Origin of the sequence: Arthrobacter sp. 754 (genome assembly GCF_040548695.1) — a bacterium.
Taxonomy (GTDB): Bacteria; Actinomycetota; Actinomycetes; order Actinomycetales; family Micrococcaceae; genus Arthrobacter.
Map to the genome: position 1 here is coordinate 154,241 of NZ_JBEPSC010000001.1, position 22,633 is coordinate 176,873.

The window sequence follows — 22,633 nt, forward strand, 5'->3', positions numbered from 1 at the left end:
TGTGTCCTGAAACCCGTTGTTCTACATGCCACAACCAGGTGCCGACCAATGGGACGCGGGAAACCGGATCAGAAAATCCGAAGCTTGCCCAGCTCGTCATTGGCGGTCTTGGGAACAAGCCACCGGACCGGAGTCCGAATGTGGGTCGGCCTCCAGCCACGTTCATTCTCTCACACCCGGGCCGAAAGACGGCGGAAGGCCGGACTCGGATCGCTGGGGCACTTCAGGCTGAATGCTGTCCCCAGCCGCCGGCGTTACAATCAGGCAAGGAGCACCCGACGCAAAGGACGCCACGAACAATGCCCAGCATCTCCCCCGCCACAGGCACCGGCAGCCCGGCAGCCGAACGCATGGCAGGCCCGGATCCTGTGACCGCCAATTCCGTCCCGCCCATGGCGCGTAACCGGCCGCTTGGCTGGCTGATGGTCATCACCAGCCTCGTGGGCTGGCTGGCATCCGGGACCCTGGTCCTGGAGAAGCTCGAGGTCCTCAAGGATCCCAACCACACCACCGTGTGCGATGTAAACCCCTGGATTTCCTGTGGCCAGGTGATGCAGACCTGGCAGAGTTCGGTGTTCGGCTTCCCCAACATGTTCATCGGCATCGTGGCCTTCGCAGTCATCCTTGCCGTCGGCATGGCCCTGCTCTCAGGAGCCACCTTCGCCCGCTGGTACTGGCTCGGGCTCCAGGCGGGTGTCACGCTGGGCTTCGCGTTCGTGGTCTGGCTCTGGTCCCAGGCCCTGTACTCGATCCATATCCTGTGCCCGTTCTGCATGATCGTCTGGGCCGCAATGATCCCGCTGTTTGTTTGGGTAACCATCAGGAACGTCACCCAAGGCGTCATCCCGGTACCCGCCGGCGCAGCACGCGTGCTGGGCGACTCCGGATGGGTCATCACAGCGTTGCTTTACGTAGCCGTCATCGCCACGATCTTCTTCGCCTTCATCCAGGTGTTCGCGGGAACGTCAGGCTTCTAGCAGACGCACAAAGAGCCCCCGTTTCCGATGAACTGGTCCCCAGAAGTTGGACTGGCCAAATAAAATCCTAAGCCGCGAGGGCCTGGGCCCGGTATTGCACCGGGCTCAGGCCCTCAAGCTTTGTCGAGATTCTTTCGGTGTTGTACCAGCGGATGTACTCGTGCAGTGCTGCTGCCAGTGCGTCGGTGTTGATGAAACGGACCCGATGGAAGAGTTCTTCCTTGAGGTGTCCGAAGAAGTTCTCTATCACGGCGTTGTCGTAGCAGTTGCCTTTGCGGGACATCGACTGGACCGCGCCGGCGCCCTGCAGCAGATTCCGCCATGAGACGTGCTGGTACTGGAATCCCTGGTCCGAATGCACGAGCGGCTGCTGGCCTTGCTCCAGACAGGCAAGGGCCTGGCGCAGCGAAGTGTTGGTGAGCACCAGGTTCGGTGACATTCCAATGGAGTAAGAGATGACCTGCCGGTCGAAGAGGTCCATGACTGGCGAGAGGTAGAGCTTCCGGTCGCCAACGCTGAATTCAGTCACATCCGTTACCCACTTCCGGTTCGGGGCATCAGCCTCGAACTCCCGGTTGAGCACGTTCGGGGCAATCCGGCCCTGCCCGCCCTGGTAGGAGTTGTAACGCTTCCTGCGCCGGACTTTGCAGACGAGCCCCAGGGAACGCATCAGCTTCAGCACGGTCTTCTTCGCGACCGTCCACCCGTACTTGACCATCTCGATGTGGATGCGCCGATGCCCGTACCGGCCATGATTCTTCTTGAAAATTTCCGTGACCGCAGCCTTGATCGCCTCTTGGGGATCGGGGGCCTGGAGGCGGGCCTGGTGATAGAAAAACGTGGACCTGGCAAGACCTGCGGCCTGCAGCAGAACCGGAAGCGGGAAGTCAGCCTTGAGGGCGATGAGGGCCTGGACCTTCACCGTCGTTCCTGCGCCCTCAAGGCCCGCAATTTTCCCAGGTAAGCCACTTCCGCCCGCAACCGCTCGTTCTCCCGCCGCAATCGCTCCAGTTCGGGTATCTCCGCGGGCTGCGCGACCGGTGGCGCCTGGGGCCTGCCTTTAGGCTTCGGGCGCAACGCGTCTGCGCCCTCGCGACGGTACACACGTGCCCACGTCTTCAGTAACCCGGGAGAGGACAAGCCCACCTCCGCCGCAAGATCAGGGGCAGTCTCACCCGCGATGAACCGTTCGACCAATGCGAGCTTGAATTCGAACGAGTACGCATGCTTTGTTGGCTTGGCCACCAGCGCTCCTCGACCATGGATCTTCCACCGCCGATAGAGAAGCCTTACCGGCCCGCGGGAGACGCCCAGCAAGCCGGCTGTCGCCTTATCTGCGATGCCCTTCTCGAACCACGCTACAGCGGCCTCGCGCTGCTCCTCTGACAACGAACTACGTGCATGCATAAAACTGCTCCCCGGAAGTCGGAACTGAATTTCTCAGTCCAACTTTCGGGGAGCAGTTCACGAAGAAGCGGGGGCTCTTTGTGCGCAGGGCGGGGTCACTTAACGCCCGATAAACAGCCTGGAATGGGCTCTAAGTGACCCCGCGTTGCCTAGCCCTGGAACCAGATCTTGATTTCGCGCTCGGCCGAGTCGGCAGAGTCCGAGCCGTGGACCAGGTTCTGCTGGACCTTCAGGCCCCAGTCGCGGCCGAAGTCCCCGCGGATGGTTCCCGGGGCGGCAGTGGTGGGATCGGTGGTTCCGGCGAGGGAGCGGAAGCCTTCAATGACGCGGTGGCCCTCGAAGATCGCTGCCACTACCGGCCCGCTGAGCATGAACTCCACGAGCGGCTCATAGAACGGCTTGCCCACGTGCTCCTCGTAGTGCTGCTCCAGAAGCTCGCGGCTGGCGTCGACCTTCTTGAGCTCGGCGAGGGTGTAGCCCTTTGCCTCAATGCGGCTGAGGATAGCGCCGCTGAGATTGCGGGCCACGCCGTCGGGCTTGATCAAAACTAGGGTGCGCTCAATGCTCACAACTGCTCCAATGCGTTGGTGGGGTTTCGGGACAATTCTACGAGGCTTGCGGGGAGTCCCCGTGCGCCGCGTTCCATTCGGCCTGCTCGCGTTCGCGCTGCGCGGACTCGGAGTCGATCCGGATGCCGGTCCTGATCCCGTACCACCAGGCCAGGCCGAACAGCGCGCCCACCAGGAACATCATGGGTTCGACGACGCCGGTCAGGATCAGCACGATCTGCAGAATCCAGCCCAGTCCCACACCCCATGGCCTGGACAGCACCGCGCAGGCGAAGATCATGACCAGGCTGAGGGCTATTCCGGTGCCCAGGATCAGCGCGGGCGGAAGCTCCCCGCGCCTGAGCCCGAATACGGCCAGGGTCGCGAAAAACACGACAAACGCCTCGAGCAGCAGGACTGTGGAGGCGAACATCACCTTCGTGGACCGGCGCTTCTTCGGCATCCCGGGGCGCCACTCGCGCTGGGCCTTGGTCAGTCTGGCCATCGCTAGGCCTCCGTCTTTCCGAGCAGGATCCGCGCCTCAGCAACCAGCGTGATGGACCCCGTCACCAGGACTCCCCCGGAAAGGTCGTCGTTGGCTTCGGCGCGTTCCACAGCCCATTCCAGGGCGTCGTCAAGTTTTTCGGCTATGTGGATGTTGTCCTCACCGAAGCCCATCTCCACAGCGAGCTCAGCCAGCTCGGCTGCTGGTACTGCGCGTGGCGAATTCGACTGCGTGAAGCAGTATTCCTCTGCAAGGTCGCCCAGGGATTCCTTGAGCTGGCGCAGGATCTCCTCCGCGTCCTTCTCCTTGAGGACGCCCACCACCGGAACGAGCCGGGTGAAGCTGAAGGATTCCTGGATGGCCTCGGCGGAGGCCCGGATGCCATCGGGGTTGTGGGCGGCGTCGACGATGATGGTGGGCGCCGTCCGGACCACTTCGAGGCGGCCGGGGGACGTGACGGACGCAAACGCCTCCTGCAGGATTTCGGCGTCAAGTTCCTTTTCCCCGCCGAAGAACGCCTCCAATGCCGCCACCGCAACAGCGGCATTCTGGGCCTGGTGCGCGCCGTGCAGCGGTATCAGCAGTTCCGGGTACCGCCCGGCGATGCCCTGGATGCTCACGACCTGTCCGCCCACGGCAACCGTCCGGGATTCGACGCCGAACTCCACGCCTTCAAAGCGGAACGGGACCGAGACTTCCTTGGCCTTTTCCAGCAGCACCTGGGCAGCGTCCACGGGCTGGGCCGCACTGATCAGGAAACCACCGGGTTTGATGATCCCGGCCTTCTCGTAGGCGATGTCCTCGGTGGTGTCGCCGAGCAGGTCCGTGTGGTCCAGCGAGATGGGGGTGACCACCGAAACCTGTCCGTCGCCCACGTTGGTGGCATCGGTGATCCCGCCAAGCCCCACCTCGATGACGGCCACGTTGACCGGCTGGTCGGCGAAAACCGCAAATCCCAGGATGGTCAGGCACTCAAAGTACGTGAGCCCTGGTTCGCCCGCGGCCGTGAGTTCGTCGTCGACGATCTGCAGGTAGGGGCGGATCTCGTCCCAGATGCGCACAAACGTCTCATCTGAAACAGGGTGGCCGTCGATGCTGATCCGTTCGGTGACCTTGGACAGGTGCGGGCTGGTGTAGCGGCCGGTGCTCAGCCCGTGGGCACGCAGCCCCGCCTCGATCATCCGGGCGGTGGAGGTCTTGCCGTTGGTGCCGGTCACATGGATGATCGGGAACGCCTTGTTGGGCTCGCCCAGCACATCCATTGCACGGAACAGCGGCGCCAGGCGCGGCTCCATCTTGTTTTCCGGAGCGCGGCCCAACAGCTCGGCGTAGACACTTTCCACGGAGAATTCGTCGGTCATGTCCTAGGCCTCTGTCTTTTCGACGGTGATGCGCGGTTCGCCTGAATTAACCGGCACGGTGTCCAGCTCCAGGGTCAGGGTTTCGGTTTTGACCAGTTCGGCGTTGGCCAGCAGGGCATCGAGGACCAGCTGCCCGGCCGTGACGGTGGTCCTGATCCGGTCGCTTACGTTCAGTCCGGCGTCCTTGCGGGCCTGCTGGATGGCGCGGACCATATCGCGTGCCGTCCCTTCGGCCTCAAGTTCCGGCGTGACCTGGGTGTTCAGCACCACGAAGCCGCCGCCCGGCAGGACTGCAGCCGCCCGCGAACCGGCACCCTCAGCGGCTTCCGCCACGACGGTCTCCAGCGTGTACTCCTGCGGCTCGAGCTCCAGTCCGCCGACGGTGACAACTCCGGCTTCCGAAACCGACCAGTCGCCGGATTTCGAGCCCTTGATGGCCAGCTGGACGTTCTTGCCCAGGCGCGGGCCCGCGGCGCGTGCGTTGACCACGAGCTTCTGCTCGATCCCGAACTCCTCCGGGGACGCGCTGTCGGCGTCGAGCAGGCGGACCGAACGGATGTTCAGTTCATCGGCGACGACGGCGGCGAAGCCTCCCAGCGAATCCGCGCCGGGTGCCACGACGGTCAGTTCCTGCAGCGGGAGGCGGACGCGCAGGTTGGCGGCCTTGCGCAGCGATGAGCCGGTGGAGCAGATCTGCTGCACACGGTCCATTGCTTCGACCAGGGCCGGGTTCGACGGGAACAGGGCAGCGTCCGGCCAGTCGGCCAGGTGCACGGACCGGCCGCCGGTCAGGCCGCGCCAGATCTCCTCCGAGACCAGCGGCAACAGCGACGCGGCCACGCGGGAGACGGTCTCCAGCGCTGTGTACAGCGCGTCGAATGCGTCAGCGTTCTCGTCGAAGAAGCGCTGGCGGCTGCGGCGGACGTACCAGTTGGTGAGCATGTCCAGGTAGCTGCGGAGTTCATCGCAGGCGCCGGAGATGTCGTAGCTGTCCAGCTGGGCTGTCATGTTGCGGACAAGGTCGCCGGTGTTGGCCAGCAGGTACTGGTCCAGCGTGTCTGCGTAGCCGTCGTAGCGGAGCTTCGCGTCGTAGCCCTGGCCGCCGTCAGCGGCATTGGTGTAGAGCGTGAAGAAGCTGTAGACGTTCCACAGCGGCAGGATGACCTGACGGACGCCGTCGCGGATTCCCTGTTCGGTGACCACCAGGTTGCCGCCGCGCAGGATGGGGCTGGACATCAGGAACCAGCGCATGGCGTCGGAGCCGTCGCGGTCCAGGACCTCGGAGACGTCCGGGTAGTTGCGCAGGCTCTTGGACATTTTCTGCCCGTCGGAGCCCAGAACGATGCCGTGGCTGATGACGTTGCGGAAGGCAGGCCGGTCGAACAGCGCCGTGGAGAGGATGTGCAGCATGTAGAACCAGCCGCGGGTCTGGCCGATGTACTCCACGATGAAGTCTGCTGGATTGTGGGTATCGAACCAGGCTTCGTTCTCGAAGGGGTAGTGGACCTGGCCGTACGGCATCGAGCCGGAGTCGAACCAGACGTCCAGGACGTCCTCGACGCGCCGCATCACGGACTGTCCCTCTTCGGGAGTGCGGGGATCATCCGGGTTGGGACGGGTGAGTTCGTCAATGAACGGGCGGTGCAGGTCAACCTGGCCGTCGTTGTTCAGCGGCAGGCGGCCGAAGTCGGCCTCGATCTCGGCGAGGGAGCCGTACACGTCCGTCCGCGGGAATTCCGGATCGCTGGACTGCCACACCGGGATGGGGCTGCCCCAGTAGCGGTTGCGGCTGATGGACCAGTCACGGGCGTTGGCCAGCCATTTGCCGAACTGGCCGTCCTTGACGTTGCCGGGGATCCAGTTGATGTCCTGGTTCAGTTCGGACATCCGGTCCTTGAACTTGGTGACCTCGACGTACCAGGAGGACACGGCGCGGTAGATCAGCGGGTTGCGGCAGCGCCAGCAGTGCGGGTACGAGTGCTCGTAGCTGGCCTGGCGGACAAGGCGGCCCTGGGCGCGGAGCACCTGCGTGATGGGCTTGTTCGCTTCGAAAACCTGGAGGCCCGCGATGTCGTGCAGGTCGCCGTGCTTGAACAGCGGCAGGAATTTGGCGCCCTCGTCCACTGACAGCACCACGGGGATGCCGGCCTCTTCACAGATCTTCTGGTCATCCTCGCCGTAAGCGGGAGCCTGGTGGACGATGCCCGTACCGTCCGTGGTGGTCACGTAGTCGGCCACCAGGATGCGCCAGGCATTCTGTGTGCCGTACTTCTCGGTGTCGCTGAAGTCGCTCCACAGCGGCGCGTACTGCAGCCCTTCCAGCTCCGAACCGACGTGGGTGGAGAGAACCGCTGCCTCCGCCGAGTCGGCGTCGTCGTATCCAAGGTCCTTGGCGTACATGCCCAGCAGGTCCGCTGCCAGGAGGAACCTTCCGGTGACCGGCGCGTCCGCTGAGGCGGCCTTGATGCCGTGGGGGCCCGCGGGCACCACGGCATAGGTGATGGAAGGTCCGACGGCGAGCGCCAGGTTGGTGGGCAGGGTCCAGGGCGTGGTGGTCCAGGCGAGTGCCTGGACGCCGGCCAGCTGCCGGGACAGCTCCGACTCCCCCGCCGTGATGGGGAACGTGACCGTAACGGTCTGGTCCTGCCGGTTCTTGTAGACGTCGTCGTCCATGCGCAGTTCATGGTTGGACAGCGGCGTTTCGTCTTTCCAGCAGTACGGCAGCACGCGGTAGCCGTTGTACGTCAGGCCTTTTTCGTGCAGCTGCTTGAACGCCCAGAGGACCGATTCCATGTACTCCACGTTGAGGGTCTTGTAGTCGTTCTCGAAGTCCACCCAGCGGGCCTGGCGGGTGACGTAGTTCTTCCACTCATCGGCATACTTCATCACCGAAGCGCGGCAGGCGTCGTTGAACTTGTCGATGCCCATGGCCTCGATCTGGGTCTTGTCCGTCATGCCGAGCTGCTTCATGGCTTCCAGCTCGGCAGGGAGGCCGTGCGTGTCCCAGCCGAAACGCCGCTCCACCCGCTTACCGCGCTGGGTCTGGTAACGGCCCACCAGGTCCTTGGCATATCCGGTCAGGAGGTGTCCGTAGTGCGGCAGGCCGTTGGCAAAGGGCGGACCGTCGTAGAAGACGAACTCGTTGCTGCCGGGCGCACCCCCTGGCATGTCGGCACTGCGCTGGTCGATGCTGGCCTGGAAGGTGCCGTCCTGTTCCCAGTACTTCAGGATGCGCTCTTCGACCTCCGGAAATTTCACGGAGTGGGAGGCGCCGGCAGCAGTGCCGCTTGAAGCAGCGTCCGAAGGGGAGGCTGAGGCTTTGGGGTAATACGTCATTCTCGACATCCTGGGTTGAGCTGGTGAACCGTACAGCTGCTGCTGCCCGGTTCCGTTCAGGATGCGAGGACGGCTTCCGCACAGTCCGGGGACTGCACGCTCACCGCGGTACCACCTCACTTACCGGCACCAGCCCTCCTCCCGGAGAACTGCGGGCCGGCCGCTCATTACTGCTGTGACGGGCTTACCCGTCCGGTTCTACTGACACCGGCAGCCAGATCCCTGGCGGTCAATGCGTTCTTCCGGAAGCTCGCCGGTGATAGCCGGGTCAACACCGTCTTTGAGTCTACTATCGCGGGCCGGTCACCGCCATTCTGCGATCGCGGCCAAAAGGGAAGGACAAGGGGGAAGGGACAAGGCTCCAAAACAGCCTGCAATGAATAGACTCAAGGCCATGACAGTTTCCGGCCGCGGGTCCGCAAAAACGCGAGGTGCTGCGTTGTTCAGGTGGCTGTGGCTCCTGGCCAGCGTACCGGTGGTGGCCTTGTCCGTCTGCCGGGCAATTCCGGCGCAGTGGCCCGTGCTGGTGGTGCAACTGGTGTCCTTCACCCCGTGGCTCGCCGTGCCCGCCGCAGCAGCGCTGCTCCTGGCCCTTCTGGGACGCAGCCGGTGGCAGCAGGGCGTGGCAGTTGTCCTTCTGGTGTGCCAGGCGTTCTGGCTTTTCCCCCTCGACGCCGGCCGCCCTGCAGTTGCGGCCACCGGCACTACGGTGCCGCTGACCGTCATGAACCTCAATTCAGAGTTGGGCCAAGCCGACGCCGGCCAGATCGTGGCCCTGGTCCGCGACAACGACGTGTCGCTGCTCGCGATGCAGGAATTCACGCAGGGGCTCCAGGACCGGCTTTCGGCCGCAGGCCTGGACGCGTTGCTGCCGCAGCGGATCAGCCAGCCATCCAAGGGCGCAGCAGGCACCGCACTGTATTCGCGTTATCCGATGGAGCTGGTTGGCAATGTTCCCGACACGCCTTTTAAGATCCCTACCGTGCGGCTGACGGCGGCAGCGAACGGGGCGGCCGCCGTGCTGGAAGTAACAAGCGTTCACGTTTTTCCGCCCGTGGAAGACCGTGTGGCCCAGTGGCGAAGCGACCTGGCAGCCGTGGGCAGGGTAGCGGACCGGCCCGGCGCGAGGCTTCTCACCGGCGACTTCAACGCAACCTACGACCACGCCGAATTCAGGGCACTCCTGGCCCGGGGTCAAGGACGGGACGGAGACGCCGCTGCCCTGGTGGATATCGGAGCGGCCTCAGGATCGCGGCTGGTGCCCACATGGCCCATGGAAGGGCCACCCCTCCCCGGCGTCACCATCGATCATCTGGTCACAAGCCGCGGGCTGGACAGCAGGGACTACAAAGTCCATCGGGTCTCCGGAACGGATCACGCCGCCGTGATGGCCACGCTGAGCCTTCCGGCAGCGGCCCAGGTCCGGCTATGACAGAAGGGCGGGACGCCCAAGGCGCCCCGCCCTTCATCCAATCCGTTGATTGAACCCGTTGCGGGATCAGTGCCCGGGAACTGCCTGGAAGCTCTGCGGAAGCTTCATGCCGGACTCATCCATGACCTCGCGGAGACGGTCAGGATAGTCGGTGATGATTCCGTCAACGCCGGTGGCGATCAGGGACCTCATGGTGGGCTTGTCGTCCACGGTCCAGGGGATGACCTGCATTCCGGCCGCGTGGGCGCGCTCCACCATGTCCGCGGTGACGTACGGAACGTAATTGGCGTCCAGGACGGTGCCGTTCTGCGGGGTGCCGTGCACCGGCGAGATTGCGTCGAAACCGAGGTGGTGCGCCGCGTTGACGAGGTCACCGCCGAAATCGTCGGAGTCAATGCCACCGAGCCACGGCGAGCTGCCCGGCTGGCCGGCCTGCAGGAAGTCCTTGTTGGTCAGCGCCACAGTGCGGATCTGCGGGTCACGCTGCTGCACGAGGCGCAGCGAACCCCAGTCAAAGCTCTGGATGGACACGCGGTGCTGCATGTTCGCGGCGTTGATCTCCCGCAGCGCGACGTCCACGAACTGCTCACGCGGTGCAGTCTGCTCCGGCGCCCCGGCCTCGACCTTGGTTTCGATGTTGAATTTCACCTGGCTGGCGCGGTACGAATCCACGAGGGCAAACAGCTCTGCCAGGGTGGGCATTTTCTCGCCGGGCGCGGCCTGCTGGCCAGGGAACTGCGGTAGCGTGCGCGTTCCGCAGTCGAGGCTCCGGACCTGGTCGAACGTGAGGTCCTTGATGTACTTGCCAACGTACGGGAACAGCGTGTCCCCCGGCGTGACCGGGGCGGTGTCGGCGCACTTCTTGTCGCTGATCCTGCGGTCGTGCGTGATGACTTCGCGCCCGTCCCTGGTGATCTGGAGATCAAGTTCAAGGGTGGTGACGCCGGTTTCCAGGGCCTTGGCGAAGGCCGGCAGGGTGGACTCAACCGTGAGCCCTATTCCGCCCCGGTGGGCCTGGAGGTCGAAATGGTTGTCTCCGCCCTGGGGGTTGGTGTCCGCAGCCATGGCGTGGGAGGGGATGGCGAGCAGCAGCGCTGCGCTCAGTACGGCAGCGCCTAGCTTCGTCGGGGTGTGCATGTGGTGTTCTCCACTCTGGTGGTGTGCAGGTGCATGTGCCACCGTCGTGGGCGCCGGCCAACAGCCGGCCACCGCTGCCCGACATCCGCCTTAACCCCGGTTGAACGTCCGGTGCCGTCAGGCCTGCTTGCGGATCAGCTTGTGGTTGGCGGCCTGCGCCACCGGCCGCATCACGATCTGGTCCAGGTTGACGTGGTGCGGGACACTCACGGCGTACCGCACGACGTCGGCCACGTCCTGGGCCGTCAGGGGTTTCTCCACGCCCTGGTAGACCTTCGCGGCCGCCTGCTGGTCGCCGAGCCGGTTGAGGGCGAACTCCTCGGTGTGGACCAGCCCGGGGGCCACCTCGATGACGCGGAGGTTGTTCTCAGCTTCCTCAAGCCGGAGCGCCCCGGTCATGGCGTGCTGGGCGAACTTGGCCGCGTTGTAGCCTGCGCCGCCTTCGTAGGCTGCCAGTCCGGCGGTGGACGTCAGGTTCAGCACTGTGCCCTCACCGGTGGCGCGAAGCATGGGCAGGAAGGCACGGGTGATTTTCATGGTGCCCAGGACGTTGACCTGGTACATCCATTCCCAGTCCTCGGTGTTGGCGTCGCCCAACTGGTCAGCGCCCCGGGCCCCGCCGGCGATGTTAATGAGCGTGTCCACGCCGCCGGCGGCGGTGACGCGGGCGAGAAGCCGGGTGACGTCGTCGTCCTCTGTAATGTCCGCGGGAATGCCGACGGCGCCGGTTTCCGCTTCCAGCGCTGCCAGCCGTTCGGCGCGCCGGGCGACGGCGAAGACCGTCCAGCCTTCGGCCGTCAGCGCGCGGACAGTTGCCTCGCCGATGCCGGTGCTTGCCCCGGTTACTACTGCTGCCTTTTGTGCTGTTGCCTTGCGTGAATCTTCAGTCATGGAACCACCCTAACGGGACCGGCCGGACCGCTGCCCCGCCCGATGTCGCCGGATGAAGTGCCGGCCATGAAACAATTGGCAAATGGCTGAAGACACTCAGGGTACAGACACGCCCTCCACCGCCCCTATCAACGTTCCGGACAAGCCCGCCCTTGAGGGGCTCGAAGCTGCCCTCACGCAGCGCTGGCTGGCCGAAGGGACCTACAAGTTCAACCCGGACACCACCCGGGAGCAGGTCTACTCGATCGACACTCCCCCGCCCACTGCGTCAGGCTCGCTGCATGTGGGCCACATGTTCTCCTTCACGCACACTGACGTGCTGGCCCGGTACCAGCGCATGATCGGCAAGAACGTCTTCTATCCGATGGGCTGGGATGACAACGGCCTGCCCACGGAGCGCCGCGTCCAGAACTACTACGGCGTGCGATGCGACCCGGCCATTCCCTACAACGCCGGCTACCGTCCCCCCGCCGAGCCTGCCAAGAACCAGCGCGATTTCGATGTCGTCTCGCGCCGCAACTTCATCGAGCTGTGTGAAGAACTGGCTGTGGAGGATGAGAAAGTCTTCGAAAGCCTGTTCCAGCAGCTCGGCCTATCCGTGGACTGGCAGCTGACCTACCGGACCATCGATGACGCGTCGCGGGAAGTCTCCCAGCGGGCCTTCCTGGCCAACCTGGCAGCCGGCGACGCCTACATGGCCGAAGCCCCCACCCTGTGGGATGTCACCTTCCGTACCGCCGTGGCCCAGGCTGAACTCGAGGACCGCGAGGTTGCGGGCGCCTACTACCGGTACCCGTTCTTCACAGAAGACGGCGAAAAGATCTACATCGAGACCACCCGCCCGGAACTGCTCGCAGCCTGCGCCGCCCTGGTGGCCAACCCCGACGACGAGCGCTACCAGCCGCTCTTCGGCAAGAAGGTCACCTCCCCGGTCTTCGGCGTTGAGGTTGAGGTCAGGGCCCACCCGCTGGCCAAGGCCGACAAGGGCTCCGGCATCGCCATGGTCTGCACCTTCGGCGACCTCACCGACGTCACCTGGTGGCGCGAACTCCAGCTGCCCACCCGCGCGATCGTAGGCCGCGACGGACGGATCATCGGCGACACCCCCGAGTGGATCACCACCGATGCCGGCCGTGCTGCCTTCGAGGCAATCGCCGGCAAGACGGTCTTCAGCGCCAAGGAAGCCGTGGTGGAGCTCCTGGCTGCCGAGGACCTGATCGAGGGCGAACCGAAGAAGATCATGCACCCGGTGAACTTCTACGAAAAGGGCGACAAGCCCCTCGAAGTGGTCACCTCCCGCCAGTGGTACTACCGCAACGGCGGCCGCGACGAAGAACGCCGCGAACGCCTGATCGCGCGCGGCCACGAGATCGACTTCCACCCCGCCTTCATGCGGTCCCGCTACGAGAACTGGATCTCCGGCCTGAACGGCGACTGGCTCGTTTCCCGCCAGCGTTTCTTCGGTGTCCCCATCCCGGTTTGGTACCCGCTGGACGCCGACGGCAACCCGCAGTACGACGCCCCGATCGTGCCGCTGGACGAGCAGCTGCCGGTGGACCCCGCCGCGGATGCCGCGCCGGGCTACGAGGAGTCGCAGCGCGATGTCCCCGGCGGGTTCGCCGGCGACGCCGACATCCTGGACACCTGGGCCACGTCCTCCCTGACGCCCCAGATCGTGGGCGGCTGGAGCCGGGACGAGGACCTCTTCGCCAAGGTGTTCCCGTTTGACCTGCGGCCCCAGGGTCACGACATCATCCGCACCTGGCTGTTCTCCTCAGTGGTCCAGGCCGATGCCCTCCAGGACAAGGCGCCGTGGAAGCACGCGGCCATCTCGGGCTGGATCCTGGACCCGGACCGGAAGAAGATGTCCAAGTCCAAGGGCAACGTGGTGGTTCCCACCGATGTGCTCGACGAGTTCGGCTCGGATGCCGTCCGCTACTGGGCCACCTCGGCCAAGCTCGGCGCGGACACAGCGTACGAGATTGCCCAGATGAAGATCGGCCGCCGCCTGGCCATCAAGCTGCTGAACGCCTCCAAGTTCGTCCTGAACCTGGGTGCGACAGAGAACTCAGTGGTGTCCGGCGACCTCTCCGTCCTGGCCAATCCCCTGGACCGCGCTGTGCTTGCGCAGCTGGCAGATGTGGTGCGCCAGTCCACCAAGGCGTTCGACAACTACGACTACGCCCGTGCCCTGCAGATCACCGAGAGCTTCTTCTGGCAGTTCACGGACGACTACGTGGAGCTCATCAAGGACCGCGCCTACGGCGCTGCCGGCGAAGCTGAGCAGGCATCCGTACTCGCCGCCCTTGCGACCAGCCTGGACACCCTGCTGCGGCTGTTCGCCCCGTTCCTGCCCTTCGCCACCGAAGAGGTCTGGGGGTGGTGGCGAAACGGGTCCGTCCACCGTGCCGAGTGGCCCGCCGCCTTGGAGGTCGACGGCGACACCACGCTCCTCGCGACCGTTGGCTCCGCCCTGAGCGGGGTCCGGAAAGCGAAGTCCGAGGCCAAGGTCAAGCAGCGCACCGAGGTCCTGTCCGCCACGATCACGGCATCCGAGTCACTGACAACACAGCTGAAGGCCGGACTGGGCGACCTCAAGGCGGCCTCGAACGCGCGGGAACTGACCCTGGTTGCCGGCGAGGGCGAACTGAGCGTCAGCGATGTTGTCCTGGCAGCTCCGGAGGAGCCTGCTCAGGCCTGACCGGATCGGCGCGTGCTTCACGCGCAGCCTGTTTTTGGGCAAAGGGGAAGCCCCATCAGCGTTTTGCCGTTGGTGGGGCTTCGACTTTTCGGCCATCTGGTGACGTCTTTGATGGTCTGGCAAAATCCTAAGAATTTCAGGTCTTCCTACCTCGTCACTGGTAGCTTGTATCCGGCTTTGCCGATGGCTGCGTCGGATACATATCACTGAATCTTCGGTTCCTGCGTCCCGCTTCTTTCGAAGTGGGTAAGAACTATTTTGGTCCCGCGGGCAGGGAAGCGCAAGAGCCCCGGAAGAACTACATCAGAGTAGTTCTTCCGGGGCCTATCCGTGCAGATCAGTTGAACTCGGGGCGTTCCGTGCGGCTGCGCTTGATCTCGAAGAAATGCGGGTAGGAGGCCAGTGCCACCGTGGCGTCCCACAGTTGTCCGGCCTGCTCGCCCCGCGGGATGCGGGTCAGCACGGGCCCGAAGAAGGCTGTGCCGTTGAAGGCAACAACCGGGGTGCCGACGTCCTGGCCAACCAGTGAGATGCCCTCCTCGTGGCTGGCCTTCAACTGGCTGTCCCAGTCGTCGGTGGCGGCAGCCTCCGCGAGTCCGGCGGGAAGACCGCACTCCGCGAGGGCCTTGCTGATGACGATGCCGAAGTCCTTCTCACCGCCGATGTGGATCTGGGTGCCCATGGCGTCATACAGCGGCTTGATGACCTCGTCACCGTGCTGCTCCTTGGCCGCAATGATGACCCGCACCGGCCCCCAGGCTTTGTCCATGGCTTCACGGTACCCGGGCTCCAGGTCCCGGCCCTCGTTCAGGACAGCCAGGCTCATCACGTGCCAGACGGTGTCGATGTCTCGGACGCCCTGCACCTCACCGATCCAGCGTGAAGTAATCCAGGCGAACGGGCACAGCGGATCGAACCAGAAGTCAGCTTGGTTGGTGGTGTTTTCAGGCATGCGTGATTTCCTCTGGATTCTTTCGGTGTCGAAAATGCGGGTGCGTCAGGCGGACTTGCGCCGCTTGGTCACGTGCGGAACAAGGGTGGGCTCGGCCTTGTTCAGGACGACGTCCTCGGTGATGACGACGCTGGCCACATCCTCGCGGCTGGGGAGGTCGAACATGACCGGAAGCAGCACTTCCTCCATGATGGCGCGCAGGCCCCGGGCGCCGGTTCCCCGTTCCAGGGCCTGGTCGGCAATGGCGTCGAGCGCTCCGTCGTCGAAAACAAGTTCCACCCCGTCGATCTGGAACATCTTCTGGTACTGCTTGACCAGCGCGTTCTTCGGGGTGGACAGGATCTGGATAAGGGCGTCGCGGTCCAGGCTGGAGACCGTGGTGATCACGGGGAGCCGGCCGATAAACTCAGGGATCAGGCCGAACTTCAGGAGGTCCTCGGGCATGACCTCCCCGTAGGAATCCACCTTGTTGCTGGCATCGTTGAGCGGTGCACCGAAACCGATGCCTTTGCGCCCCGAACGTGAACCGATGATCTCTTCCAGCCCGGCAAAGGCCCCGGCCACGATGAACAGCACGTTGGTGGTGTCGATCTGGATGAATTCCTGGTGCGGGTGCTTACGTCCGCCCTGCGGCGGCACGGAGGCCACGGTTCCCTCCAGGATCTTCAGGAGCGCCTGCTGCACGCCTTCACCGGAAACGTCGCGGGTGATGGAGGGGTTCTCGCTCTTGCGCGAAATCTTGTCGATTTCGTCGATGTAGATGATGCCCTGTTCGGCCTTCTTGACGTCGTAGTCCGCGGCCTGGATGAGCTTGAGGAGGATGTTCTCGACGTCCTCGCCCACGTAGCCGGCTTCCGTGAGGGCGGTGGCATCAGCAACAGCGAAGGGGACGTTCAGCCGGCGCGCCAGGGTCTGGGCGAGGTATGTCTTGCCGCAGCCTGTGGGGCCGATCAGGAGGATGTTCGACTTGGCGATCTCGACGTCGTCGTGGTGGCCGCCGTCAGCGAGGCTGCCGCTCTTGGGTGCGTGGCCTGCCTGGATCCGCTTGTAGTGGTTATAGACGGCGACGGCGAGGGAACGCTTTGCAGGCTCCTGGCCGATGACGTATTCCTGCAGGAAGTCAAAGATTTCGCGGGGCTTGGGAAGTTCGAAACTGCCCAGGTCGGCGACTTCGGCGAGTTCTTCTTCAATGATCTCGTTGCAGAGCTCAATGCATTCATCGCAGATGTAGACACCGGGCCCGGCAATGAGCTTCCGCACCTGCTTCTGGCTCTTTCCGCAGAAAGAACACTTCAGCAGATCCGTGCTCTCGCCAATCCGAGCCATATGTGAACCCCTTTAGTATCTTGCTGCCAGGCAGCTGTGCACCGTTGCTGGAAACCCGGCGGCCCTGGGAGGGATGGCCGTGACACCTTCCACTCTAGGTCACATTCGGCCTCAAGGGTGGAAAGCGAAGGCCGGTGCCGCCCAAATAAACTGGACCGCACCGGCCTGGAAAAACGTTACTACCGGGTAATGGCCTGGGGCTTCATCTTGCGCGAATCAAGGACCTGGTCGATCAGGCCGTAATCCAGGGCCTCGGCGGCAGTCAGGATCTTGTCACGCTCAATGTCGTTGTTGACCTGCTCCGGGGTGCGGCCCGAGTGGTGGGCCAGCGTGTCTTCAAGCCATGAACGCATCCGCATAACTTCCGCAGCCTGGATCTCAAGGTCCGAGGCCTGCCCGCCCTGGCCGCCCGAGAGGGCCGGCTGGTGGATCAGGACACGGGCGTTGGGAAGGGCAAGCCGCTTGCCGGGGGTGCCGGCTGCAAGGATGACGGCGGCGGCGCTGGCGGCCTGGCCAAGGCAGACGGTCTGGATCTCCGGGCGGATGTACGTCATGGTGTCGTAGATCGCGGTCATGGCGGTGAAGGAGCCGCCCGGGGAGTTGATGTACAGCGTGATGTCGCGGTCCGGGTCGGTGGACTCGAGCACCAGCAGCTGGGCCATGACGTCATCGGCGGAGGCGTCGTCGATCTGCACGCCGAGGAAGATGATGCGGTCCTCGAACAGTTTGGTGTAAGGGTCCTGGCGCTTGAAGCCGTAGGGCGTGCGCTCTTCGAACTGGGGAAGGACGTAGCGGCTGGTCGGAAGGTTACCGGCAGTCGATCCGAAGTTGTAGGTCATTGTGTTGCTCCTGATCTGAGAGTTCGAAAGTGCCGGGGTTACTTCTCGGATGCCGGCTCGCCGGAGGTGCCGTTGGCGGTTCCGCCGCCGCCGGACACGGAACCGGCGTGGGCCGCGATCTTGTCGAAGAAGCCGTAGTCGAGGGCCTCCTTGGCAGTGAACCACTTGTCGCGGTCATTGTCCTTGAGGATGGTCTCCACGCTCTGGCCGGTCTGGTCTGCAGTCAGTTCAGCCATGACCTTCTTCATGTGGAGGATCAGCTCGGCCTGGATCTTGATGTCCGAAGCCGTGCCGCCGATTCCGCCGGAGGGCTGGTGCATCAGGACGCGGGCGTTCGGGGTGGCGTAGCGCTTGCCTTTGGTCCCGGAGGACAGCAGGAACTGCCCCATGGATGCGGCCAGCCCGGTGGCGACGGTGACGACGTCGTTCGGGATGAACTGCATGGTGTCATAGATGGCCATGCCCGCCGTCACGGAACCGCCCGGAGAGTTGATGTAGAGGTAGATGTCCTTTTCCGGGTTCTCGGCGGACAGGAGCAGCAGCTGGGAGCAGATGGCGTTGGCGTTGTCGTCACGCACCTCGGAACCGAGCCAGATGATCCGCTCCTTGAGGAGGCGGTTGTAGATGTAGTTGTCCTGGGCTGCGGGATCGACCGTCGCCATCCGGGGAGCCTCTGCGTGCTGTGACATGTGTACTTACCTCTCGCTGGTGACGGTGACGTTACTGAACGACATCACTGAACTTCACTACTTGGACACTAACCGTTTTGATGGCCTAATTGTTCGCCGGAATCGCGCTGTTCGCTGACGGCGCACGATCGCTAAGGAGCGTCGGTTAAAGCAGGCAGCCCCCGGACCGGCTGGTCCAGGGGCTGCTGTCACACGGGGCGTGCTAGAACTTTACGGCTGCCGGATCATCGTTCGGAGCCGCTTCGGTCCCGGTGCCTTCGGAAGCGTCGGCCTCGGGCGCTTCGGCTTCGACGGCCGCAGCTTCTTCTTCGCCGCCTGGGCGGACGAAGTCGCTGAGGTCAACGGCCTTGCCGTCGGTGTCGGTCACAGTAGCCTGGCCGAGGACAACAGCCAGTGCCTTGCGGCGGCGTACCTCGGAGACCATCATGGGGACCTGGCCGCTCTGATCGATGATCTGGGCGAACTGGTTCGGGTCCATGCCGTACTGGCTGGCGGTGGTGACGATGTAGTCGATCAGCTCGTTCTGGCTGACGTTGACTTCTTCCTTTTCGGCAATGGCGTCGAGGATGATTTCGTTCTGGAAGGCGCGGGCGGTGTTGGCCTTGACCTCTTCGCGGTGTTCCTCGGTGTCGTGCTCACCCTCGCCGTGGCCGCTGCCCTCTTTGAAGTGGGCTTCGAGCTGCTCTTCAACGACCGAGTCCGGAACCGGAACCTCGACGAGCTCAACGAGCTTGTCCAGGACCTTGTCGCGGGCTTCTACGCCCTGCTCGACGACCTTGGAGTCGGCAGCCTGCTTGGCCAGGTCCTCACGGAGTTCGGCAAGGGTGTCGAACTCGGAGGCCAGCTGGGCGAAGTCGTCGTTGGCCTCGGGGAGTTCGCGTTCCTTGACAGCCTTGACAACCACCTTCACCTGGGCGGATTCGCCGGCGTGGTCGCCGCCCACCAGGGTGGTCTCGAAGATGGCGTCTTCGTCAACGCTCAGGCCGGTGACGGCCTCGTCCAGGCCCTCAAGCATGGTTCCGGCGCCTACCTGGTAGGACAGGCCCGAGGCGGAGTCAACGTCCGCGCCGTCGATGGTGGCGTTGATGTCGATGGTCAGGAAGTCGCCATCGGCAGCCGGGCGGTCCACGGACTTCAGCGTGCCAAAGCGGCCGCGGAGTTCGTCCAGGGCCTTGTCGACGTCCTCGTCGGAGGACTCTGCGGCGGCAACCTCGACCTTGATGCCGGCGTAGTCAGGCAGTTCGATCTCGGGGCGGACATCAACCTCGGCGTGGAACTTCAGTTCGCCGTCGGTGGAGGTGGGGTCCGGAACTTCGGTGATCTCAACCTCGGGGCGGCTCAGGGGACGGATGCCTGATTCCTGCACCGCAGCCTGGTACCAGCCGTTGAGGCCTTCGTTGATGGCAGTCTCGAGCACGTAGCCGCGGCCAACGCGCTGGTCGATCAGCTTGGAAGGGACCTTGCCCTTACGGAAGCCAGGGACCTGGATCTGCGAAGCAACAGTCTTGTATGCCTCGTCGATGCTGGGCTTCAATTCCTCAAAGGGGACCTCAACATTGAGCTTGACCCGCGTGGGGGTGAGGTTCTCGACAGCGCTCTTCACGGTCTAAGTACTCCTGGGTTTGTGGGATGGGTTTCTGCAAAAGCATGTGTTCTGTCCAGGCCGTCGGCCCGGGCCGCAGAGTCGGGGTGACAGGATTTGAACCTGCGACTTCCTGCTCCCAAAGCAGGTGCTCTAGCCAAGCTGAGCTACACCCCGTAAGTGCACAGGCAAGTCTACGGTGATTTGGGCGGCGATTGCACATTTGACACGTGGGGCATGAATTAGGTTTAGTTGTATCCGGCTTGAAGAGCCAGCCCGGAAGTCCGGCCGCTAAACTTAAGCGTTGGCAAAGCTGTACTTACGGGGACGTAGCTTAATGGTAAAGCCTCAGTCTTCCAAACTGATTACGCGGGTTCGATTCCCGTCGTCCCCTCCAGATGCGAAGCAGGACCCCTCACCAAAAGGTGGGGGGTCCTGCTTTTTTTGCTTTCCAGGGACGGGAACTACTGCGCGTCCTGCTGGCAGCCGGGGCACCAGTACAGCTTGCGGCCGACTAACCCGGTGACAGCCACCGGCCCGGCGCACACCCGGCACGGCAGCCCCTCCCGCTTGTACACATAGTGGGCGTGTTCCCCCGCGGGAAGCAGGGCGCCGGCGTCCCAGTAAACCGCCGGCGTGGTGATGATCCGCCCGTCGCGGACGCCGTCGGCCATCACTGCCGCCGTGTCGTCCCACAGGAGTTCGGCGGCGCCGCGGGAGAGGGCGTTGCCCGGCAGCCAGGGATCGAGCTGCTGGCGGAACAGCACTTCGGCCCGGTAGACATTTCCGACGCCGGCAATCACCTTCTGGTCCATCAGCAGCGCCGCGACCGGCGTCTTGCGGGCCTGCAGTCCTGCGGCGAACCGGGACCTGTCCCCTGGCAGGTTCCGGAGCGGATCCGGACCCAGACGGGCAAGGACTGCCAGCGCCTCGGCCTCGGTGATCACAGCGCACGTGGTGGCACCGCGCAGGTCCGCCCACCCGTGCGCGCTGACCAGCCGGACGCGGACAGCGCCGCGCGGCTCGGGAGGACCCTGGTAGTCGCCGTCGTCGCCGTCGTCGTCAAACAGCTCCTGCTCCCCCACTTTGCGCGGCGCACCGATGCTGGAGGCACCCCGGAACGTGGCATCGCCGCCAAAATCCCACGCACCATACAGACCCAGGTGGACGTGAAGCACCATCGCATGGTCAAAGTGCAGGAAGAGGTGCTTGCCGTGGGCGCGGGAATCGGTCAGCGTGTGGCCGTCAAGCAGGGCTGCCCCCGCGGCGAACCTGCCCTGCGGACTGCTCACGGAGAGTGCCTCGCCGGTGAAGACGTCGCCGAACTGGTGCGCCAGGCGGCGGACCGAATGCCCTTCGGGCACTACTCGACGACCTCGCCGGTGGCTTCGTAGGCCGCGATCTTGCTGATCCGGCGGACGTGGCGCTCATCGTTGCTGAAAGGCTCGGCCAGGAAAGCTTCGATGAGTTCGGTTGCTTCCCCCACGGTGTGCTGGCGGCCGCCCACTGCCACCACGTTGGCGTCGTTGTGCTCGCGTGCCAGCGTGGCCGTCGAGAGGTTCCAGGCGAGGGCGGCGCGCACGCCCTTGACCTTGTTGGCGGCGATCTGCTCGCCGTTGCCGGAGCCGCCGAGCACGATCCCGAGTGCGTTGATCCCGGCCTGCTGGTCGGCCACCACGGCGAGCGCAGCGTTGATGCAGAAGGAGGGGTAGTCGTCCTGGGCGTCGTACTCTTTGGGGCCGTGGTCCACAACCTCGTAGCCCTTTGCCGTGAGGTGGCTGACCAGGTGGGCGCTGAGTTCCATGCCGGCGTGGTCGGTGGCGATGTGCACCCGCGGGAAGGCAGGGGAAGAAGTCACAGCAGTATCCGTTCGTTAGGCCAAGGGTCGGATCGACACGGACAAGGATACTAGGACTGGCGGATGCTAGGACTCCGGGGCCCCGCCGGCAGGACTGGCAGCGCCGCCCCGGCGCGCCCTTGCCGCGACGCGGGTGAGGACTTCGGCAAGCCGCTCCGCCGTCGCCGGGCTTCCGCCGCTGACCGCTACGCTGTGGCCGTCCGTTTTGCGCACGACGACGGCGGGCCCGCTGCTGACCAGCATCGCGGCGGTGCCGCTGTGGTTCCGGTAGCCCCACCCGCCGTAGTCGGCTGCGCGGACGTCCGCCGCACTGGCGGCGGAGATGGCAGACGCCGGCACGTCCATGACGGGCAGCACGCCCGCCACCAGGACACGCAGGCCGTGGCGGTCGGCCTTTACCCGGGCGCAGAGGAAGGCAGCTGCCACCACAGCGAGGACTGCCACCAGGGCGCCGAGCCATGGCAGCGCCACCGTGATCAGCGCGGCAGGGAACAGGGTCCCCACGGCGATCATGACGAAAACCGAGCTGCGTGCGTGCACCCACAGCCGGATGGTGTCTCCAGCCAGATCCGGATCGAACTCGCGGGCGAGGGCCAGTTCCAGGGCCCGGTCGTCCTCGGGCGACCACTGCCTGTCGGCTTTGAAGACGAAACCCATGATGACCCCGAGCGACACGGCGGCTCCGCTGCCGAGCGCCAGCACCGTCAGGTCAACGTGCGACTCCCGCGCATCGGCCAGGCCGGTCTGGCCCACGAGACCCGCGGCCAGGACGGAGGTGACAAACAGGCTCAGGAACAGCCCCGTCCCCATCATGATCCGCCGCATCACGGCGGGACGCGACAATGGCACCGCCTGGGACAGGACCAGCCACCCGGCGGCGACGATGATCAGCCCTCCGCCGCCGGCGTAGGCGCCAAAGGGAGCAAAGGAGGAGCCGCCGTCGGCCGTCCAGCCGATCGCCATGGGCTCCGGAAGATCGGGCCGGAGCAAAAAAGCGCAAAAAACAAAAGCGGCCGCCAGCATCACGGGAAAGCCCACCGCGAAGCGCAGTGCACTGGCATCGACAGAATCCCGGAACTTTCCCATGCATTA

The 22,633-nt window shown here is 64.7% G+C and carries 19 protein-coding genes and 2 tRNA genes; 4 read left to right on the top strand and 17 right to left on the bottom strand.

All coding sequences use genetic code 11. From position 1 onward, the window contains the following. Positions 1–299: 299 nt before the first annotated feature. The gene (locus ABIA70_RS00755) at positions 300–977 is read left to right on the top strand and encodes a vitamin K epoxide reductase family protein (RefSeq protein ID WP_502917143.1); all 678 of its coding nucleotides are present in this window, start codon (positions 300–302) and stop codon (positions 975–977) included. Between the two features lie 67 nt (positions 978–1,044). Here the strand turns inward: ABIA70_RS00755 and ABIA70_RS00760 are convergent, their stop codons facing one another. From ABIA70_RS00760 to ileS, 6 genes are all read right to left on the bottom strand, one after another. Beyond that, entirely contained in the window at positions 1,045–1,899 is an 855-nt protein-coding gene (locus ABIA70_RS00760) for an IS3 family transposase (RefSeq protein WP_354145726.1), read from the bottom strand. Next, positions 1,896–2,384, bottom strand: coding sequence for a helix-turn-helix domain-containing protein (locus ABIA70_RS00765; protein ID WP_354145727.1), 489 nt, complete (start codon positions 2,382–2,384; stop codon positions 1,896–1,898). Before ABIA70_RS00765 ends, ABIA70_RS00760 begins: the two co-directional genes overlap by 4 nt. Before the next feature lie 149 nt (positions 2,385–2,533). Continuing rightward, the gene (gene ndk, locus ABIA70_RS00770) at positions 2,534–2,953 is read right to left on the bottom strand and encodes a nucleoside-diphosphate kinase (RefSeq protein ID WP_354145728.1); all 420 of its coding nucleotides are present in this window, start codon (positions 2,951–2,953) and stop codon (positions 2,534–2,536) included. 37 nt (positions 2,954–2,990) lie between these two features. Beyond that, positions 2,991–3,437 carry a DUF4233 domain-containing protein gene (locus ABIA70_RS00775; RefSeq protein ID WP_354145729.1) on the bottom strand — a complete coding sequence of 149 codons (447 nt, stop codon included), beginning with the start codon at positions 3,435–3,437 and terminating at the stop codon, positions 2,991–2,993. Between the two features lie 2 nt (positions 3,438–3,439). Continuing rightward, positions 3,440–4,798, bottom strand: coding sequence for a bifunctional folylpolyglutamate synthase/dihydrofolate synthase (locus ABIA70_RS00780; protein WP_354145730.1), 1,359 nt, complete (start codon positions 4,796–4,798; stop codon positions 3,440–3,442). Positions 4,799–4,801: 3 nt separating this feature from the next. Then, complete coding sequence (gene ileS, locus ABIA70_RS00785; RefSeq protein WP_354145731.1) at positions 4,802–8,134, bottom strand: isoleucine--tRNA ligase; 3,333 nt, start codon at positions 8,132–8,134, stop codon at positions 4,802–4,804. Positions 8,135–8,528: 394 nt separating this feature from the next. Here ileS and ABIA70_RS00790 point away from each other — a divergent pair, with 394 nt between their 5' ends. Beyond that, positions 8,529–9,566, top strand: a complete 1,038-nt coding sequence (locus tag ABIA70_RS00790; protein ID WP_354145732.1) for an endonuclease/exonuclease/phosphatase family protein — start codon at positions 8,529–8,531, stop codon at positions 9,564–9,566. A gap of 66 nt (positions 9,567–9,632) precedes the next feature. On the opposite strand, the gene ABIA70_RS00795 is transcribed toward ABIA70_RS00790, so the two are convergent. Then, the gene (locus ABIA70_RS00795) at positions 9,633–10,703 is read right to left on the bottom strand and encodes a glycerophosphodiester phosphodiesterase (RefSeq protein WP_354145733.1); all 1,071 of its coding nucleotides are present in this window, start codon (positions 10,701–10,703) and stop codon (positions 9,633–9,635) included. A gap of 117 nt (positions 10,704–10,820) precedes the next feature. Next, complete coding sequence (locus tag ABIA70_RS00800; protein WP_354145734.1) at positions 10,821–11,594, bottom strand: SDR family oxidoreductase; 774 nt, start codon at positions 11,592–11,594, stop codon at positions 10,821–10,823. A gap of 82 nt (positions 11,595–11,676) precedes the next feature. On the opposite strand from ABIA70_RS00800, the gene valS reads away from it, so the two are divergent. Continuing rightward, positions 11,677–14,295, top strand: a complete 2,619-nt coding sequence (gene valS, locus ABIA70_RS00805; protein WP_354145735.1) for a valine--tRNA ligase — start codon at positions 11,677–11,679, stop codon at positions 14,293–14,295. 337 nt (positions 14,296–14,632) lie between these two features. Here the strand turns inward: valS and ABIA70_RS00810 are convergent, their stop codons facing one another. From ABIA70_RS00810 to ABIA70_RS00835, 6 genes are all read right to left on the bottom strand, one after another. After that, a complete protein-coding gene (locus ABIA70_RS00810) occupies positions 14,633–15,247 on the bottom strand; it encodes a mycothiol-dependent nitroreductase Rv2466c family protein (protein ID WP_354145736.1) in 615 nt (204 codons plus the stop codon). 45 nt (positions 15,248–15,292) lie between these two features. Then, a complete protein-coding gene (gene clpX / locus ABIA70_RS00815; RefSeq protein ID WP_354145737.1) occupies positions 15,293–16,573 on the bottom strand; it encodes an ATP-dependent Clp protease ATP-binding subunit ClpX in 1,281 nt (426 codons plus the stop codon). A gap of 179 nt (positions 16,574–16,752) precedes the next feature. Continuing rightward, the gene (locus tag ABIA70_RS00820) at positions 16,753–17,412 is read right to left on the bottom strand and encodes an ATP-dependent Clp protease proteolytic subunit (RefSeq protein ID WP_190988153.1); all 660 of its coding nucleotides are present in this window, start codon (positions 17,410–17,412) and stop codon (positions 16,753–16,755) included. A 38-nt stretch (positions 17,413–17,450) separates the two neighbouring features. Beyond that, positions 17,451–18,074 carry an ATP-dependent Clp protease proteolytic subunit gene (locus tag ABIA70_RS00825; protein WP_354146560.1) on the bottom strand — a complete coding sequence of 208 codons (624 nt, stop codon included), beginning with the start codon at positions 18,072–18,074 and terminating at the stop codon, positions 17,451–17,453. Between the two features lie 229 nt (positions 18,075–18,303). Then, positions 18,304–19,704, bottom strand: a complete 1,401-nt coding sequence (gene tig / locus ABIA70_RS00830) for a trigger factor (protein ID WP_354145738.1) — start codon at positions 19,702–19,704, stop codon at positions 18,304–18,306. A gap of 81 nt (positions 19,705–19,785) precedes the next feature. Further along, a tRNA-Pro gene (locus tag ABIA70_RS00835) sits at positions 19,786–19,860 on the bottom strand. A gap of 146 nt (positions 19,861–20,006) precedes the next feature. Between ABIA70_RS00835 and ABIA70_RS00840 the strand changes: the two genes are divergently transcribed. After that, positions 20,007–20,080, top strand: a tRNA-Gly gene (locus tag ABIA70_RS00840). A gap of 67 nt (positions 20,081–20,147) precedes the next feature. On the opposite strand, the gene ABIA70_RS00845 is transcribed toward ABIA70_RS00840, so the two are convergent. From ABIA70_RS00845 to ABIA70_RS00855, 3 genes are all read right to left on the bottom strand, one after another. Continuing rightward, positions 20,148–21,047 (bottom strand): Fpg/Nei family DNA glycosylase, encoded by a 900-nt coding sequence (locus ABIA70_RS00845; RefSeq protein ID WP_354145739.1) that lies wholly within the window; start codon positions 21,045–21,047, stop codon positions 20,148–20,150. After that, on the bottom strand, positions 21,047–21,541 hold the full coding sequence (locus tag ABIA70_RS00850) for a ribose-5-phosphate isomerase (RefSeq protein WP_354145740.1): 495 nt from the start codon (positions 21,539–21,541) through the stop codon (positions 21,047–21,049). Before ABIA70_RS00850 ends, ABIA70_RS00845 begins: the two co-directional genes overlap by 1 nt. Positions 21,542–21,607: 66 nt before the next feature. After that, positions 21,608–22,627, bottom strand: coding sequence for a hypothetical protein (locus ABIA70_RS00855; RefSeq protein WP_354145741.1), 1,020 nt, complete (start codon positions 22,625–22,627; stop codon positions 21,608–21,610). Positions 22,628–22,633 lie beyond the last annotated feature (6 nt).